Raw genomic sequence first — 17,857 nt, 5'->3', positions numbered from 1 at the left:
ATAACACTACCATATCTAAATATGTAAAGTTTTATTACGACATTCAACATTTCTGTATTGATTACAATAATACGCTGATTTTCTTGCAAGAAAATCTTTTTAAGATTGTTAGATAAAGATGGTATATTTCGAGTAAAAATTATTTTTTTTACTTCATCACGATATATTTTTTGTAGTTCTTTCCTTGAAGTAAACCAAGTTCTTTTTTTTGATATATTACTAATATAAAATAATTCTAAAACATCCTCATATAACGATTTATCACTTTCTAAATGAATAACGTTTTCTCTTTCTTCACTTTTATCTGGAAAATGTTTTTTTTGAGAAACAAGTTCATAAACAATCACAAAAGGAATGAAAGGAGTAATCAATATAGCTAAAAATATAGCTTGTGTAACAAAAAATAAATAATTTGTAATTAGCCATAATACTCTTATTACCACGACTATAATATTTTTAGATTCTTGTTCATTGATACTAGAAATTTCTTTTATATCTTCCAAATCCCAGACTTTAAGTGTATTACCTTCTAAACTAAAAATTGCATATTTGCCATCTAAGCTGATAGCACTTGCATAGACAGAATTTCTATAATGATTAGGACTAGTATCTTCTTCAGATTCAAGAGATTCAAGACTCCAAACTTTTAGCGTTTTGTCTTTTGAACCAGAAATTAACCACTTGCCGTTAAGGGTAACTGCGGCAGCATATAGTGAGTCATTATGTCCAGTAATGGTAAAAAGTTCTTTACCAGACTCTAAATCCCAGACTTTGAGCGTTTTGTCTAGTGACGCAGAAATTAATTGTTTACTATCAGATGTAACAGCGACAGCAACTATCGGAGCAGTATGACCTAATAGGACGAAAAGTAGTTTTTCCGTTTCTAAATTCCAAACTCTAACAGCATTTGTACTTGAACCAGCAATTAGTAACTTGCTATTGGGACTAATTGCAACTGCATATACTTCATCTGGGTACACCTCATCTGCAAATTGTCCTTCTCGTGGTTCTTTATCTATATTATTAAAGCTAAAATGTTCCCTACCAGTTTTTAAATCACAAACCTTAATAGTCTTATCATCTGAGCCAGATATAAAAAATTTGCTATCTGGATAAGCCACAATTGACCTGATTAAATCACTATGAGGAAAAACGGTAAACTTTTCTTTTCCTGATTCCAAATCCCAGACTTTAATAATATTGGGTACTGAAGCAGAAATCACCCACTTGCTATCAGGAGTCACTGTTAAAGCAACTACTTGAGTACGATGACCAGAAAAAGTAAAAAGTTCATTACCTGTTGCTAAATCCCAGATTTTGAGAGTATGGTCAGAGGAACCAGAAATTACTCGCTTACCATCAGGGGTAACTGCGATAGCATTTACGGACTCAGTGTGACCTATTAAAGTGAATTGTTCTTCTCCAGTTTCTAGATTCCAAACTTTAAGAGTGTTGTCTTTAGAACCAGAAATTACCTGTTTACCATTAGGAGTCACAGCTACTGCTTTTACCCAGTCACTATGACCTACAAGAGTGCGTACCAAGCGTCTGCCTGGTGGTATTAAACTTGGGGTTAAAGAATGCAAGCAAGTATAAGTTTGGCTTTGCTTGACCTTCTCTAAGAATGTCTGAATTTCAGGTATTTCTTCAAAGCCCAGTAATCGTCCTTGTAATTGGCTGGCTAATTGTTTCTTATCTTCTGCTAAAATATGTGCTGATAGTCGCAGGGTTTGTTGAATCAATTGCAGTAATTTAATTTGATTGTTGTCGTCCAGTAAATCATAATCTTCAATTAGTGATTGCACTCCAAACTCAGGATGATTAATCTTCGTGACTATAAAATCGAAATCTGTCAGGGTTTGGTAATACTTTTCTAAATTTCCCGACTTCACTAAATTTGGAGCTAAACTACCCAAGTAAGCACGTTGAAAAGCGGGACTTTGTGCCGCTAATTTGTCTGCAAATTCTCCCATATCACTCCATCTTCGTTACAAGGTAGTCTGCAATGCCTTGATTAACCTCTTGAAATAGCTTCCGTTTAGAATCCAAAACCCGTTTTGCTTTCAAAAAGTCTAAAAAACTAGCGTGATAAATGCTATAGCAGATTTCTCCTTTTATATCCTGCTGCTTCAAATACTCAACCCACTCTTCTAAAACTAATTGCACATCATATTCATCTTCTTTGGCAATAGCTGCTATCATCTCATAAGGAATTGGTGTACCAATCTCCACTAAAATAAACAGGATAAATACTTTTACTTCTTGGGGCTTTGCATCCATCCCCATACGTTCCCAATGAACTTGATAATATTCCTTAAGACCATTGGGTAATTGCTTTAAACTCAGGTCTTGATAGTCACCTTTAGCAATTCCTGGCAAGACATAGCGCAGGTACATGAAATTATTTTCACTCTTAGTTGCTACCTGCTCAACAAAATCATTCTCATCAATTTTGCGGTCTTGAATCCATTGTCTAAGTGCCTTCTTATGGTCTTCATCGACATTCAAAAATAACCCAATATACTTTTTGATATCTTCACGGCTCAAATTAACATAGTCATTTGCCCTTAAATCTAGCTCCTCCATCGGGACATCTGGTGCAGACAAGCGTTTTTTATCTATAGTATATGGTCGTCTAGTCAGCAGAAAATAGACACGTTCTGGTAGCGCCGTTGGTAAATCTAAAAGATTTCCCCCAGCTTCTTGCTCCACTTCATCCAAAGCATCAACTACAATTACCAGACGTTCGCTAACAGGAATTTTTTTACTAACTTGTTCTAGTAAATCAGCTAAATTAGCCTTCTCGACATTCTGCAACTGGTAACGCTTACTTAATTGCTGGCGAATACTTTCAAGAAATAGCTCCGCTCGATTGCTACTAGTTTGGCGAATATTAAAATAGCATGGCGATTTATTGTCCGAGACGTATTTAGCAGCAATGGTACTCTTCCCCATCCCCGCATCACCCACTACTGTAAAATAACCACTGCGATTTTTATTGCAAAATTGCTTAAATGCGTCAAAAACAAACTGACGACCACAAAACGAGCGAATTTTTTCTCTAATTAACGACTTAAATTCTGTTGGATACTCGTCTAAATTCCATTTAGGAAAAGGCTGAAACTCTATTGATTTACTTCTTTTAGCAACCTTAATAAATATTTCCCCGAACTCCTCCAACTCCGATTGCAGTTCAATTTTCATCAATCGGATATCAAATTCTGAATCCTTCCCCTGCAAAAACTTTTCTACTTCCTTGTAAAAACCCAAAGGATCGTTTGAAGTATAAGCACTCCAAAAAGCATTTTTAATTTCTCTTGCTCGAAAAAGATTCAGCAGTACTTCGGGCTTATCTACACCATACTCAATTAAAGAATAAACATAGACACCATCAACATCTTTAGGCGGTTGCACTGGGTCAAAATTGAATTGTTTTAAGGTTCTAACTACAGTTTCATTGCGTTGAGCTTGATTAATAACCAGAGAAGCCGCAGGTTTAGCAATACTTTTAAGTGCATTAACTACAAGGTCAATATTCATCTTCGCTACCAGTAGAAATAATTTTTACACCTATAATTTATCCTAACGACAGATGCCAAAATTAAGCAAATATACAGTCTTATTATAGCGATCGCTCTTTCTTAGATCGTATTTCACGTAAATGAAGTACACGGGTAGGGGTACCACATGTTCCCTAAGATTATCTCCATCTCATTCATTTGCAATCTGCTGTAACCTCTTCCTCAGCCTTCTTTCTCTCTACCTCTGCGATTTGATTTTTATAATCATTTGATAAAGTACGTAGGGCGTAGCACAGCACATCGTAGACATCGCTTTTTGTCATTGATACCTAAAAACATCGCGTATTCGCATAGCTGTTCTAAGTACTAAACTCGCAGTTTAAGATTCAAAAATGCAACTTTCACTCTTAAGTTTAATATTTTGCAATTTTACACAAAACTTTAAATGAGAAAAAGACGTGAGTTTAACCACGTCTCTAGGTAATGGAAAAATAATTTATGCCAGTTTTTACGCTACATCCGCTACTAGCAAACCGTTGACAGCAACAATGAAAATCTGTGCTAACTCAGGAGTGTTACAACAAGGTCTTTCATCCCTATTACAGGGTTGTGCTACCCATTTGCCCTCAAAATTTTGATAAAAAGTTCCTAGAAGCTGAGAACCATACCAAACTCGGTACATTTCTCCCAGATCATCTGGTACTGAGTCGATTTCAATTTCTGGTGCTACTGCATCAGCTAACTCCTCAACGTATTCCTCGAACTCGGATTGTGCCAAACTTCGGTTATCAAATACTTCTTGTGTAATCATGTGAATGACCTCATCAATGGGGTTGCACAAAAGGCGATCGCAGTCTTTCGCAAGGTTGATAAAATACCTCGATTAACCCCAGAAAGGTTAAACGGTATTTGCAAGGCATTGAATTGTCAACCCGGTGAGCTTTTGGAATATGAGCCAGATGACGGCGATCGCAGCGAAGTTTCTCTTGTTGATTGAGCATGAGTGCGATCGCCACAATTTACGCTTGTTAACGAAGTGTGCTAACTGTGAAACTCCATTCCCGATTCCCGCAGAGTGGGTACAAGGTGAATGTCCTCACTGTTTCCTGCCGTTTGCAACAATGGCGAAGCGTCAGAAGCATTGCTAAGAAATGCCATCACTTGCGGGGATAGATTTCTGTCTAATCGGCTTTTTCGACGGCAGTGAAAAGTTTGAAGAATTTTGGCTATACTTGTTGTCTGTAGATGGTATGAGATGTGATTTGCTGAAGTGGACAGAAGGCTAGAATATATTCGAGTGTAAACAGCTTTTTATTCTGAACAGCTTTGTTACGGAATTTTAGTAGCGGTCTAAAATGGTGTCGAGGCGATTGCTATTCAGTTAGTTGAGAATAGTAGCTATAGTGTAAAGCAACCCATTTATTTACCCAGTATAAAAGTAAGTCTTAGCTATATAACTTGAGGAATGATTCCTGCCAAGTGTAATATTTCAGTGCTATGGTAAATAGCTTTTTGCATTCTTCACTTTGATAGTGCAAATGTACTATAAAATTAGGGTACACCGAGTATCCGGTTTCGGTTATAAAATATGGCACGCGGCGAAATTCTCAGAAAACTCTTCAGAAGCTTCTCTCGCAATGAGAGAGAAGAGTTTTTAGCTGCCGCTAAGGAACTAATCGAAGAAGAAAGAAATAAAAATCATATATTGCTTGCTAGGGATCTGGAAAAACTGCTTCAAAACGGGAATGGATACACAAAACCCCTAGCTGCTAACCCTAGCCCTTGGAGTCAGTTTCCTGAACCGCCCAAAGACAAGGATACTGGGCTGGCTTTACTTGAGGTAAAACAATTCGATCTAACCTGGGATCACATTGTCCTCAGCGAAACAATTTTTGATATTCTGCAAGAAATTGTCCTCGAAAACCGTAAGCAAGACATACTCGCAGCTTACAATCTCAAACCCAAAAACAAATTACTATTCTGCGGGCCACCTGGCTGTGGTAAAACCCAAACCGCAAAAGTTCTCTCCAGCGCACTTGGTCTGCCCCTTGTTTACGTGAACCTAACGGCAGTATTCTCTTCTTACTTAGGTGAAACAGCAACGAATCTTCAGAAAATTTTTACCTACATTGAAAAGGGTGAATGGCTTGTTTTGTTCGATGAGTTTGATGCGATCGCCCGCGATCGGGATAATTTCAATGAACATGGTGAAGTAAAACGGTTAGTGAATAGCCTGCTACAACTCATCGATAACGCAACTAATCAAAGTATATTTGTTGCAGCTACTAATCACGAAAAACTCCTAGACAGTGCTGTTTGGCGACGTTTTGATGAAGTGATTTTTTTTGATAACCCGTCGGTTGAACTGCGGACGGCTCTTTTGAGTCGTTATTTATCTGCTATTCGTTATACTGCTATTGATTTGTTTGCTTTTGCTACTCGGCTTGAGAATGCTACTGGAGCAGATATAGAGCGTATATGCTCTGACGCTATTAAAGCTGTGATTCTAAGGGGTGAACGTACCTTGACTGCTGATGATTTAGAAGTAGCAATAGGCCGTTTTGTCACAAGACAAAGTATAATAGCAAACTCAAGATAACTATTTACGTCTAATCACGATGGGTAGTCAGTTTGAACACCTGAAATTACCGAGAATAATAAGCATTGAATTACCTCGGCGATCAACTGGTGGTTTTGGGGGTACAAAACGTACTAATGTCAGTGAACACGGTAAGCTGCTATTAGATCAAATTTCTACCCTAATTGAGCCTGTTAAGCAAAAAACTAGCCCTTTTCGTCTCGACCCAAAACTAATTTTTAAGATAAAAGTTGCTGAAAAACATTCTTTTTCGGACGACTTGGTAACTCAGATAGGACTAAATGTCTTAGCACGAGAACCTAGTAAAGCTATTGTTGTATTTTCATCTGACAATGAGCTAACTGAATTCAAAAAGCGGTTAGAGAGTTACAGCCAGATTAAAGATGGCCCCAAATATGAATACTTAGGGGCAATTGATGAGCTAGTTCCCCTCGAACCACAGGATCGCATTGGTCGTTTGTTACAACTAAAGCCTGTACAACCAGATGAACTTGCAGCCTTAGATTTGGAACTCTGGCATACAGGCTATCCCAAAGAAATGCGAAAGTATTTAGATGGTTTTGCCAAAGATATAGAGGGCTTATCCAGCGATACTGCTCCTATGAGAATGACTGATAGCTACGTTGGCGAATACCTCTGTATTGCTCGAATTAAAGTTACTCAAGAAGTTTTAGAGCTTTTACTAGAATTGCCCATAGTCAAAGAAATTGATCGCCCACCCCAACCTGCTTTTGAAACAACTGCTGACTATAATCTGCCAATTTCTGCTTTTCCCGAAGTTGTTTCCCCACCTGAAGATAATTGCGGTATTCTGGTTATCGACTCTGGTGTACAGCGTGGACATCCTTTAATTGCTCCTGCACTGGGTGAGGCTGAAGTATTTCCAGATGCAAAACGGCAATTCATAAAAGGTGGCCCGGACGATGTACATGGACATGGTACAAGTGTTGCGGGCATTGCTATCTATGGAAATGTTGACAACTGCATTCAACAGCGTTCTTTTGATCCAACAGCTTGGTTATTTTCTGCTCGTGTAACAGATGAGAATAACAAATATGATGAGGATCTTCTTATAGAAACTCAACTTCATGAAGCCATTCGTGCTTTTGTTGAACAGTATCCTAATTGCAAAGTCATAAATATCTCGCTAGGTAACGATGAACAAATTTACCGAGACGGTATGAAGCAGTTTCGATTAGCTGCAAAGATAGATGAAATTGCTTACCAGTACCAAAATAAAAATATTGTTTTTGTGGTTTCAGCAGGGAATACGGAACCACCTCATAAAGAGGCAAAATCAGATGAGCAACTACAGACTGACTACCCAAATTATCTCCTGAACGAAGATGCTCGAATTATCGACCCTGCAACTTCAGCAATTGCACTAACTGTAGGTTCTGTATCATTTGGTCGGGGTAGTATTACAGAACCTTCTGATGTTCGTCGTCAGGCGATCGCCAATTTACCAGGATACCCCTCTCCCTTTACGAGAACTGGTTTTGGAGTGGATGGGATGATAAAGCCAGATGTTGTGGACTTTGGCGGAGATGTTGTATTAGACCTCAAATATCGAGAAGGACTGGATTTACCTAAAGCTAAATTGCGACTCCCAGATACCGTAGCTGGTGTTTCTGTTGTTACCCTCTCCAAAGATTTTAATAGTTCTTTATTTCATATCTGTAGTGGTACGAGCTTTGCTGCACCCCGTGTTGCTAACCTTGCTGCTCAACTTTTTACAAAATATCCAGAAGCTAGTTCTAATTTGATTCGGGCCCTTATTGTTAACTCTGCGGTTATTCCCAAGGAAATCCCGCCTGAATTTCAATGTCACAGTCACCAATCTCAGAGTCAAAAGACAAAGCAAATTGAGAACCAACTAGCTATCTATGGTTATGGACAGAGTGATTTGGAACGTGCAATGTATTCTGCTGAGAATTACGTTGTTTTATCAGAAGACAACATTTTAATTCCAGTAGGCAAGTTTCATATTTATGAAATTCCTCAATTACCGCCCGAATTTTTTGAAGTAAAAGGTACTCGCATACTCTCAATCACCTTGGCATTTGACCCACCAACTCGTCCTACTCGTGGAGACTCATATTTGGGAGTCACAATGGAATTCAATCTTTTCAAGGGTCTTGACCATACAAGTATTGTGAATGCTTATGTAGATGCTAGGAAAACAAATGAGCCTGATAAATTTACAGAAATATCTCTAGATATTTTGAAGAAAAATCATGGTTCTGGCATCTCGGTTGATTTATCTCCAGGTTCTAACCTTCGGAAGAAAGGAACGGTACAAAGGGGACAAGTAAAAATATTTCCTCAGTCCACAAAATATGAGCAAGGGAACATGACTCTGGTTGTGAGCTGTAACCGTAAATGGGCAAACCCAGATGAAATAGAAATGCAACGTTATGCCTTAGTTGCTTCAATTAGCCATTCTGATACTCAAGTTAATTTATACAATCGTATGAGGCTCCAGATTAACCAGAGAAGTGAAAGAGAGCAAGAGCGACAAAGAGCAAGAGTTTAATTGAGAATGAAGTAGAGTAAGCGCATCATTCTTGACGAAAAAAAGTAATTGAAGCTTGGCTTGTTTTTCATGATGCGATAGCGTTTTTCAAGATAAACCTTACAGCATCAAGCTATCCTTCCTAAATTTTTATTCCTAGTATTTGCTTCATCAATAAAGCACATCAAGATATCAGATAAGTATTTTATCTGTATTTAACAGATATTTAAATCTATATATTTTCAAAACCTTCCAATAATTTGAACGTATCCACTCCTAATAAATGCTTAAATTCCTCTTTTATAGAAATTACTTTAATTCCGCTTTTTGCAGCTAGTTCCTCAGCTTGTTTAACCAAAAAGTTATTATTATCAATAATACTTTTCTTGTTATATTCAAAATTCTCATAGACAATTGACTTAAATTTTTCTTGATCAGCTTCATCCAATTCTTTAGCTCTATTTAGAAAATAATTAAGTTGTCTTATCTGCTCATTATTTAAGTCACAAATCTCTTTTCTTTTTGCTAATAGCCAATCGCCAATTTGCATACTTATGGCTGTTTCGCTTCTTTTTGCTAGTATATTTAACTCAACATCAGTTTTTACTATATTTTGCAGGATTTCAAGTATTCCCTTCATTATCAATAAATTATTCTCTTTAGTCTGTCTATCAATTTCTGATATAAGTTGGAGCTTTTCCATTTCTAATCGAGCTTGCTTTTCATATTCAATAATTGCTAACTTTTGTTGTTCGCGGTTATTAAATCCGTTTATCAAGCCACTAATAATATCAAGCCCTGTATTGATAATTGGTAAAAACCACATAAATAGTTACCCTAGCTCTTTGTAATAGTTTTTAGTGACTTGAAGTAGTACATCAAGCGTATTTAGTTTTTCGTCAACTTCTTCAATTTCTAACTCTAATCTGACAATTTCATCTTGAACATTAAAACCTATGGTTTTCTGTTTATTAATAGCTTCATTTAGATTTTGAGTTAGCTTTTTAATTTGAATATTGATTTGATCATCTAAATATCTTATTATTTCTTCTATACCTTCTTCCGTTAACAGAAGTATTTTCTTTTTAGCTTCTTTAACAGCATTTTTAATATTTTCTTTTGATGATTTTTGCAATTGATCTAATCTAACAGAATAAACTGTTTTAGGACTACTACAGCAACCACCCCCAGTTTTCCTAGAATTATATAGAGATTCTACTTTATCTATTACAGAATCTAATTGAATTTTTGGGAATACAAAATTTTGAGTATTTAGTTTTATGTTTAATGTATCGCCAATTTTTCGATTTAAATCGGTAATAATTTTGTTTGCATCATTATATGCTTCATCAAAAATCTTTTGGCGTTCTGCGCTAGCAAATAATTTAAGTTCTACTTCAAACTTCGTAGCCATTTCTCTAGTTGTTTCTGTGAGTATGTCATTGTATGTTTTTAGTACTTTATTTATTTCGTTTTCATTCTTATTATCACCTAAATTTATAATACTGCCAGCAATATTAACAAGTATTTGAAATCTGTCTTGAAGGCTTTTATCCAATTTTAGAAAATTTATAATAAAACTAGATACTGAACCTAATGATTGCGTAATAAGTTCCCAAACACCATCAAATTTATTATTAATTTTGGCAATATCAAAGATTTTATCTATTAAAATAGACAATTCTTCTCCAAAGTTATTGTATTTTTTAATTAGGGAACCTCTAAACTTTTTTTTAGATAGGTCTATTTTTTGATTCAAAACATTTTTATCAGCTTCTGCTTCTTTGAGCCATTGTTTCAGTCTAATAACTATCTCTTCTAACTCATTTAAAGTTTTCTGAGAGTATCCTAAACTTTCCTGTAAGGAACGTTTATAATCTTGAATATATATATTAGCTCTATTGATTGCATCAGTAATTAAGTCTTTAGTTTGATTACTATTTTGCAAATAGCTGATGATAGCATTATCTAATGCTTGAATATTCGAGCTTAAGATAACTTGATTTTTAGCTTGAATTACCGATTCAGGTGTCACATCATCTAAATCTAAAAAAGGAGCAAAAAATTTTTGAAACTCTTTTTTTCTTTCTTTATCTGATAAGCCTTGCTCGTCAATTCTATACAATAACGCAGGTTTGGCTGCAACACCTATAATATGCTTGTCAGGAACTTTATAGCCGTAACCGTTTTGAATACGATGGCGAATGTCTTGTAATTTATCTTCTAAAGTTGCACCTTTGTAAGATTCGTGCATATCAATTTTATTGATCACAAAAAAGAATTTTTCATAAAATTCAGGGTTGAATCTTTCTCTTTGCCTTTTAATTTCTTGTAATAATTCATCTTCACCAGAAATATCAAACTTTGTGAAGTCAATCACATAAATAACTACATTTGCTTTATCAATAAAATTGTATGTTATGCGTTTATGGTCAGTATGGGCTGCTGAATTAGGACCTGGTGTATCTACAAGTTGAATACCATCAAGCTTAATATGATTTTTGAGATAGCGTATTGGCGTATCTATTTTTAGCTCTTGTACATACTTATTATTAATAAAACTTCCTAATTCTACTGCATCAATGTTTTTGATAGATATTACACTCTCTCTTAAAAATAGACGAGCTTGATTAGCATGAATATCGAAGTTTTCGTCAATTTCTTCAAAAGGATTACTAATATAAGTTATAGACTCAATATCTTCTATAACTTCTGAGCAATAAACTTCAGCATTTGTAATTAAGCCACTCTCTAGGTATCTGTTTAAATATTTTTTTAAACTACTTACATCTCTATAAGAAATCACTAAAGTTTTATCTTTAACACTGATATGAGCAACAGTTTCTCCATCACAATGATTTATAAAGGTTAGTCTGCCAGTACAAGATTTTTCTAAGGATGGTAGTAGTTCAAAGCCTAATATTGCATTAATTAAGCTTGATTTACCAGCCTTCATTGTTGCAATAAAAGCAATTTGATATGTATTTTCTTCTATTTTGCTTAGTTCTCTTTGCAATCCATTAGCTGCATCAGTAATTCCTTTTTCGGTTAGAAATATAATTGTTTTTTTTAGTTCTGTAGTTAAATTAATACGAACATCATCCCAAGTTTGTATATTATTCATGATTTCCTCATTCTTAATTTCTGTGATAATTTCTTGATTACGTTCATTAAGCTGCTGGTCTAGATGATTTTCTAAGACTTTAGACGTAAGTTTTAGTAAGTGTTTTTTATACTGTAAATATTTATCTAATTTATCTAATTCTGATTGAATATGTTTTTTTGCTAATCTTTCAGTTTTAACAATTCTTGCGTATTTTTCTAAATCTTGATCATTATACTGAGATGAGGGCTTTAGATTAATATTAGTAAGCAAACTCAAAATTACAAAACGTAATTCTGGATATTGATGAGCTAGTTCTAAAAGTCTTGCTTCAGTTTCTTCCTCAAAAAGTTCCAGGTAGCTTCTAATATTACTTAAGGTGGCAGTTTCGCTGTTTTCCCTATAAAGATTTTGATTAATAATTAAATATAAGTCATTAATAAAGAATGCTTTTTTCTTTTTTATTTCTAAAATAAGAGTATCAACTACTAAATCAAAGACTGCCATTTTGGCAGTAATACAGCCAAATTCAGCCATTTCAGCTATCAAGCTTGTAACTTGCCAAATTTTATTTAGTCCAATATCTATTTCTATCTTACTAATGCTTAAAAAGTAGCTAATGTTTGTTTTATTTAGTAATTTTGAGTTAAGCTGTTGTCTACAATCTTTTAAAAAATCTTTTACTTGACCTCTATATCTAATTAATTCATCATGATTACAAGTTAGATAATCAAAAAGCTGTGGGTATTCCTGGGAAATTTTTCCAAGGTTAATCATATAAAGATTATCGCTTCAGGTTATTTTATTGGCATTTAGTTTAAGTCTTTGCTTATTCTTCCCAGCCCTAAACTATAAATAACTACTATAGAAAAAATATTTGTTAAGTTAAAACATAGCTCATAGTTGCGATCGCACCTCCCAAGCCAAACTCCACTAGTTCAGGCGATCGCCTCCTGAATTGGGCTTCCTAGTACCTGCTTCAATAATAAAGTTACGGTTGACTACGGTTGGTCTATGTTTAGGGAAGATGCCGTTATGTATGCCTGCTGAGGATGACTCAGTTGTTCAGGGTATCGCAGCTTTAATAAGCCTCTATCTAACATGGGGTTTACATAGTGGTTCCGAATGCTGTCAGGTTCTCTTCCCAGTAGTTCAGCTAATGTTCGGAGTGGTAAGTAATGTTCGGAGCAAAGCTCTAAAATAACCTGCTCCACAACCTGTTTACTGGTGCGACCTTTCTCACGAACGGGGGCGGCAATATCTTCTAGTCGCTTGTAATGTTCGGGGCTAGATTCGTAATGTTCGGAGCTTGGCTCATAATGTTCGGGGCTAGATTCGTAATGTTCGGAGCTTGGGAGCAGTGAAAACAAATCAGGTTTAGCTTCCTTATTAGTTAAAGTATAGTTTGTTCCACGACCACGACCAGAACGTTCTAAGCAACCTTTATATACTAAATGCTTAAGACGGTCTCCTATTTCTCTGGGGTGTTCTTCTCTGTAACGTTGAATATCAGTATTACAAATCTCTCCAAATTGATGCGCTAGTACCAAAATAATCCGTTCTAACTCTGTTAGTTCTGAATAGTTATTGCCAATAATCTCTTTTAATTCTCGCTCAACATTTTCCGGAATCAAGCTGACCATTGGTAATGTAAATGATGTCATTTCTAAATCTAATTTTTCTGACACCAAGGGAATTAACCATTGCTGTTCTTTCCAAGCACGGAGAATTTTTCCAAAACCTGAACCTGCTCTTTCACCCAAGCCTAGCATTTGGAACATTTTTTGCAGGTTGGGGTTGCGAGGATCGCTAATTCCACCATCATAAAGCTGTTGAATAGATATTCTCAGGCGACCGGGATTAGAAAAGAAAAAAGAATTTGTAAATTTGGTAACTAGAATAGGGCGACTAGATTGATGATCGGCATGAATTAGGGTATTAACTAATGCTTCGCGCAGTGCTTCATGTACATGAGTTTCACCTCGCCGCACTGCATCTTTGTTAAGTTGAAACGGAACATTGATATCGTTAACTAAACGACTGTAAACACGGTAGTAAAAGTTAAAAAGATTAGGTTCCCATTTGCCATCGAGTGTCAATCTATAAGTCCATCTGGTTTCTGGATCATTAGAAAGTCGCTCCTGATAATCTAATTGGTAGTTAGGAAGTGCGTCTAAAATACTGCGCTCACGACCAAACATGAGTAAGCCTGCTAATGTTAACCCTTCCTTACTTGTCAGGCGATCGCGTTTCCAGCCCCCTAATTGTATCAGCAAGTTTTTATCGTCTAATGCCAGCCAAGGGTGATCGGGTTCTCTGGAAGTAAACCTTTGGCGAAATGATTTAAGAGTTTCTGGATCAAGGTCAGTAAGATTAAATCCTTCTAAAATTTGGATATCTTGAGATTCATGTGCAGCATCCCGTAACATCTGCCGCACTTCATCTTGAGTGCAATGATAATCTCCTTCAAAATTACGTTTGAATGTGCCAGTAATTGGGTTGTTATTGATGTACACAGGACGCTGTTTTGGTGTGGCTCTGGGTACTCTTATAATCACTACATTTTGCGTTTCAACCTGTTGTAGTTGCACATCTGAACTAGAACAAATTGGGGTGCTAAGTTTTTGTAAATTATTATGATTATCCCAAAACTTTTTCAATAATCCATCTGGATTACGTACTCCAGAAATCGCAAGTCCATTTTTACTTTCACTGACACCAAGTACAATGTAGCCTCCATCTGTATTTGCAAATGCGGATACTGTTTCCCAAATATCATTGGGCAAACCACCATCAGCTGACTTAAACTCAAGGTCTTGGTCTTCTCTTACGTTTATGTTTTGGAGTAAATTGTCTAAGTCCATTTACAGACCTCTGTTAGCCCACTTGATGGATTATTGTATGTTTTAATTTATTAAATTAATCTAAATTTAGGATGCTTTTGACTTTTTACAGTTCTCCTTTGAAAGCTTTGTCAAGTATCGAGGGTAACAGGGCATCAAGTTCTTTTATTGTTTCTTCTCTTAGTTTTCTCATTGTGTCTACTTTGGTTTGTAGTTCATCAAGGTAGGCGACAATATGACGTTGTTCACAAAGAGATGGAAGATTAAACGGTGCTGAACGAATTACACCTAATCCTAATGTTGGAACACCAACGTTTGGATTCATTGTACCTATGAGGTAGTTAATGAAAGCTGGGCTTCTTGTATAGTGGAGTAAGTATCCAGGTAAAACTTTATTTCTATCTGGCTGAATTACACATAAAGTGTGAGTCATAGCAAGTTTCATATTAGCCGGATATGGACGAGCATAACCAACTTTACCTTTACGAGAAAAAATAATATCATCTTCCCCTACTCCGAATCTTCCAAGAGTATCTTCGTAAAATGACAAAGGAACGCGCTTTACATTTTTTGTACTAATCTCGTTATTTCCTACAAAATCCACTGTTGAAATTATAGGAATACCATCATCAACATAAATTGGATATCGATGTGAGGGGTTTGGATCAATAACTGTAGATATTGTACCTAACTTGATGGAATCAGCATTCGGAGAGAAAAACTTTTCTTGGGATGCTCCTATAATAAATTCAGTTTCTTTTGCCGCTTTCTGACGTAGCGATCGCACTTCCTCAATCTTCCCCACCAGTTCCTCAACCCGCGTCAGAATCCGTCTTTGTTCCTCTAACATAGTAGGTAACTGGGGTAAGTCTAAGTGCGTTTCGCCATTTTGCCTTTTTTCAACAACCTTTAAAAAATCACAAATATTTTCTTGAAGCTCTTTGTCTGGCAGTGGTAAGCAAGTTTCTCGTAAAATCTTCTGGCTTATATTTGGTTGAGCGCCGCCAAAACTATCATTTAGAAAATCTTGCCTTTTATAACGTAGAAACCAAAATAGAAAATTAGTGCTAATCTTATTTGTCTTAGGTTTAACGGCACAAACCGCTTGATTAGATGCTGCATCAATGCCAAGAATACCAAGTTTTCCAACAGTTGCGCCATACAGAGCAATGACAAGAGTTCCTTTAGGATAAATTTTTGCAGAAGAATTTTTTAATCCCTCATAACTGATGAATTCTTCAGCCTGTTCAATAATTCCATCATTCAATTCACCTGATTTAATCCAGGGAATGTCACCACCATAATAGCTAGTTGCTGTTCGGCTAGGAGTCCCACCCGATGTTGTTTCAGCTAATTCGCTTAAACGATATATAGGAATTTTAGAATCTTCTAATTTGTGAAAAATTAATTGTAAAGCAGAAATTAGCCTAGCATTTTCGATATAGCGTTTTTGAGCGGCTGTTAATTTTGTCATTTATCTGCACCTGCCAATAATTGCTGAATCTCTGCCATAATCTCAGCAATCCGCCTATCCTTTTGGAAAATATCAGCAACTAACTGCTCAGGTGGTAAATGCTCAAAATTTTGCTGATTATTCGGGTTTTTGCGGTCAAGATTATAAATAGGCCAGTAAATGGCATCTCCTTTAGCCTTCTCATCTTTCGCAATTTCGCGCTGACTTTGCTCCTCAGTTTGAGCCTGTTTTACTTCATCCTTAAGTAAATGAATCTGACTTTTAATCTGTGCAACTTCTTCGGGTAGCGAAAAATCCAAAATAGAATTTTGTAAACCTTGGATTTTCTCAGTTAATTCCTTAACAGACTTGGCAAGCTTATTAGCAGCTTCCTCTGCTTTTCTAGCGGCATCCCAATGAGGTGTAGCTTCTTTTATCGCCTGATTATAAGCTTGCCTAAAGTTATACTTCCAAGCCTGTTCATTCTCTTCTCGATTCTTCCACCATGCTACACATTCAGCAAAATCTTCATCTTGTATCGGCTTAGTTTTAGTGAAAGTTTTTCGTCCTTCTGGTAAAGGGATTTCATAATACCAAATTTCATCTGTTTGTCCAGAACGGTCGAAAAATAACAAATTTGTGGGAATGCTGGTATAAGGCGCAAACACCCCATTAGGTGAACGGACAATGGTATGCAGATTAAAATTATTGAGCAAATCCTCCTTGACTTTAGCGCAAATTCCATCCCCAAATAGCACCCCATTCGGAAATACTACTGCTGCGCGTCCTGGTTTGGGTCTTTGTCTGAGACGACGCATAATCAACTGAAGGAATAACAACGCCGTTTCTTTAGTTTGTCTATCTGGCGGAAAGTTATTTTTAATTCTGTCTTCCTCCTCACCCCCAAACGGCGGGTTAGTGAGAATGATGTCCACCCAGTCTTTTTCACCCATTTCGGCAATAGTAAACCGCAGACTATTACCATCATCAATATCGGGATATTCAAACCCATGTAACAGCAAACTCATGTGCGCTAACATTAAAGGCAAGGATTTCGCCTCAGCACCAATAATGCTTTTCTGAAGTATCTGCCAATCCTGTGCGCTACACTGTTTTTTCAGGTATTCATACGCCTCAACCAAAAAACCACCAGTTCCGCAAGCAGGGTCAAAAATGGTTTCTCCCAGTTTCGGTTCCATCACCTGCACAATAAACCGCACTACCGGACGAGGGGTGTAAAATTCACCAGAATCTCCCGCAGCGTCCCGCATTTCTTTCAGCATGGACTCATAGAGGGTGCTGAGGAGGTTCACTTCTTCTGATTTATCAAAGTGAATTTCATTTACCTTACTCAGCACATCCCACAGTAAAGTCCCGCTAGTCATGCGGTTGTTAACATCTTTAAATACCTTGGCGATAACATCAGCGCGATCGCGTCCACTTTTGCTTTTGAGATTCCGCAAATAAGTGAGTAACCCTGCACCTTTTGTGCCATCGGGTAAAATTGCCTCATCATTGTTGATGAAACTTTTCAAGCGATCGCCCGTAAAATTTTCATTAGCAGCCCAATCTCGCCAGCGATAAGGCGTTTGAATAGTTGGTTTATAAGAAATTTCTTCTAACTCTGCTTCCACCTCATGCAGTTTCTCGGAATCATCCAAAAGTTTCAAGAACATAATCCAAGTCAACTGGGGAAGACGGTCTAATTCTCCATTTAATCCCTTATCCGTCCGCATGATGTCACGCGCTGACTTAATCACGCTTCCCAGTTTTTGGGCCGTAGTTACGGGTTTATCGTTTTGTTTGGTAGTGCGTTTGGGCAT

Annotated in this window: 13 protein-coding genes; 5 read left to right on the top strand and 8 right to left on the bottom strand. The window is 36.6% G+C overall.

Going from position 1 to position 17,857, the window contains the following annotated elements:
* The 3 genes from ACM5QX_RS17630 to ACM5QX_RS17620 form a co-directional block, all read right to left on the bottom strand.
* The coding region (locus ACM5QX_RS17630) for a hypothetical protein (RefSeq protein ID WP_414754712.1) at positions 1 to 1,973 on the bottom strand (1,973 nt) is incomplete at its 3' end.
* A 1-nt stretch (position 1,974) separates the two neighbouring features.
* On the bottom strand, positions 1,975 to 3,540 hold the full coding sequence (locus ACM5QX_RS17625) for an AAA family ATPase (RefSeq protein WP_414754711.1): 1,566 nt from the start codon (positions 3,538 to 3,540) through the stop codon (positions 1,975 to 1,977).
* Between the two features lie 489 nt (positions 3,541 to 4,029).
* Complete coding sequence (locus ACM5QX_RS17620) at positions 4,030 to 4,332, bottom strand: hypothetical protein (protein WP_414754710.1); 303 nt, start codon at positions 4,330 to 4,332, stop codon at positions 4,030 to 4,032.
* On the opposite strand from ACM5QX_RS17620, the gene ACM5QX_RS17615 reads away from it, so the two are divergent.
* From ACM5QX_RS17615 to ACM5QX_RS17595, 5 genes are all read left to right on the top strand, one after another.
* Entirely contained in the window at positions 4,333 to 4,518 is a 186-nt protein-coding gene (locus ACM5QX_RS17615) for a helix-turn-helix domain-containing protein (RefSeq protein WP_414754709.1), read from the top strand.
* The gene (locus ACM5QX_RS17610) at positions 4,472 to 4,669 is read left to right on the top strand and encodes a hypothetical protein (RefSeq protein WP_414754708.1); all 198 of its coding nucleotides are present in this window, start codon (positions 4,472 to 4,474) and stop codon (positions 4,667 to 4,669) included. Before ACM5QX_RS17615 ends, ACM5QX_RS17610 begins: the two co-directional genes overlap by 47 nt.
* A gap of 3 nt (positions 4,670 to 4,672) precedes the next feature.
* Positions 4,673 to 4,807 (top strand): hypothetical protein, encoded by a 135-nt coding sequence (locus tag ACM5QX_RS17605; protein ID WP_414754707.1) that lies wholly within the window; start codon positions 4,673 to 4,675, stop codon positions 4,805 to 4,807.
* 302 nt (positions 4,808 to 5,109) lie between these two features.
* Positions 5,110 to 6,120: an AAA family ATPase gene (locus tag ACM5QX_RS17600; protein ID WP_414754705.1), complete on the top strand. Its 1,011-nt coding sequence runs from the start codon at positions 5,110 to 5,112 to the stop codon at positions 6,118 to 6,120.
* Between the two features lie 19 nt (positions 6,121 to 6,139).
* Positions 6,140 to 8,656: a S8 family peptidase gene (locus ACM5QX_RS17595; protein ID WP_414754704.1), complete on the top strand. Its 2,517-nt coding sequence runs from the start codon at positions 6,140 to 6,142 to the stop codon at positions 8,654 to 8,656.
* Positions 8,657 to 8,867: 211 nt separating this feature from the next.
* On the opposite strand, the gene ACM5QX_RS17590 is transcribed toward ACM5QX_RS17595, so the two are convergent.
* The 5 genes from ACM5QX_RS17590 to ACM5QX_RS17570 form a co-directional block, all read right to left on the bottom strand.
* Positions 8,868 to 9,461: a hypothetical protein gene (locus ACM5QX_RS17590; protein ID WP_414754703.1), complete on the bottom strand. Its 594-nt coding sequence runs from the start codon at positions 9,459 to 9,461 to the stop codon at positions 8,868 to 8,870.
* A gap of 6 nt (positions 9,462 to 9,467) precedes the next feature.
* Positions 9,468 to 12,515, bottom strand: coding sequence for a dynamin family protein (locus ACM5QX_RS17585; protein WP_414754702.1), 3,048 nt, complete (start codon positions 12,513 to 12,515; stop codon positions 9,468 to 9,470).
* A gap of 224 nt (positions 12,516 to 12,739) precedes the next feature.
* Positions 12,740 to 14,602 carry an RNA-binding domain-containing protein gene (locus ACM5QX_RS17580; protein ID WP_414754701.1) on the bottom strand — a complete coding sequence of 621 codons (1,863 nt, stop codon included), beginning with the start codon at positions 14,600 to 14,602 and terminating at the stop codon, positions 12,740 to 12,742.
* A gap of 85 nt (positions 14,603 to 14,687) precedes the next feature.
* On the bottom strand, positions 14,688 to 16,055 hold the full coding sequence (locus ACM5QX_RS17575) for a restriction endonuclease subunit S (RefSeq protein WP_414754700.1): 1,368 nt from the start codon (positions 16,053 to 16,055) through the stop codon (positions 14,688 to 14,690).
* Complete coding sequence (locus ACM5QX_RS17570; RefSeq protein WP_414754699.1) at positions 16,052 to 17,857, bottom strand: N-6 DNA methylase; 1,806 nt, start codon at positions 17,855 to 17,857, stop codon at positions 16,052 to 16,054. Before ACM5QX_RS17570 ends, ACM5QX_RS17575 begins: the two co-directional genes overlap by 4 nt.

The sequence above is a fragment of the Anabaena sp. CCY 9910 genome (genome assembly GCF_963920875.1).
Lineage (GTDB): Bacteria > Cyanobacteriota > Cyanobacteriia > Cyanobacteriales > Nostocaceae > Trichormus > Trichormus variabilis.
This window is presented reverse-complemented; position numbering and strand designations above follow the sequence as displayed.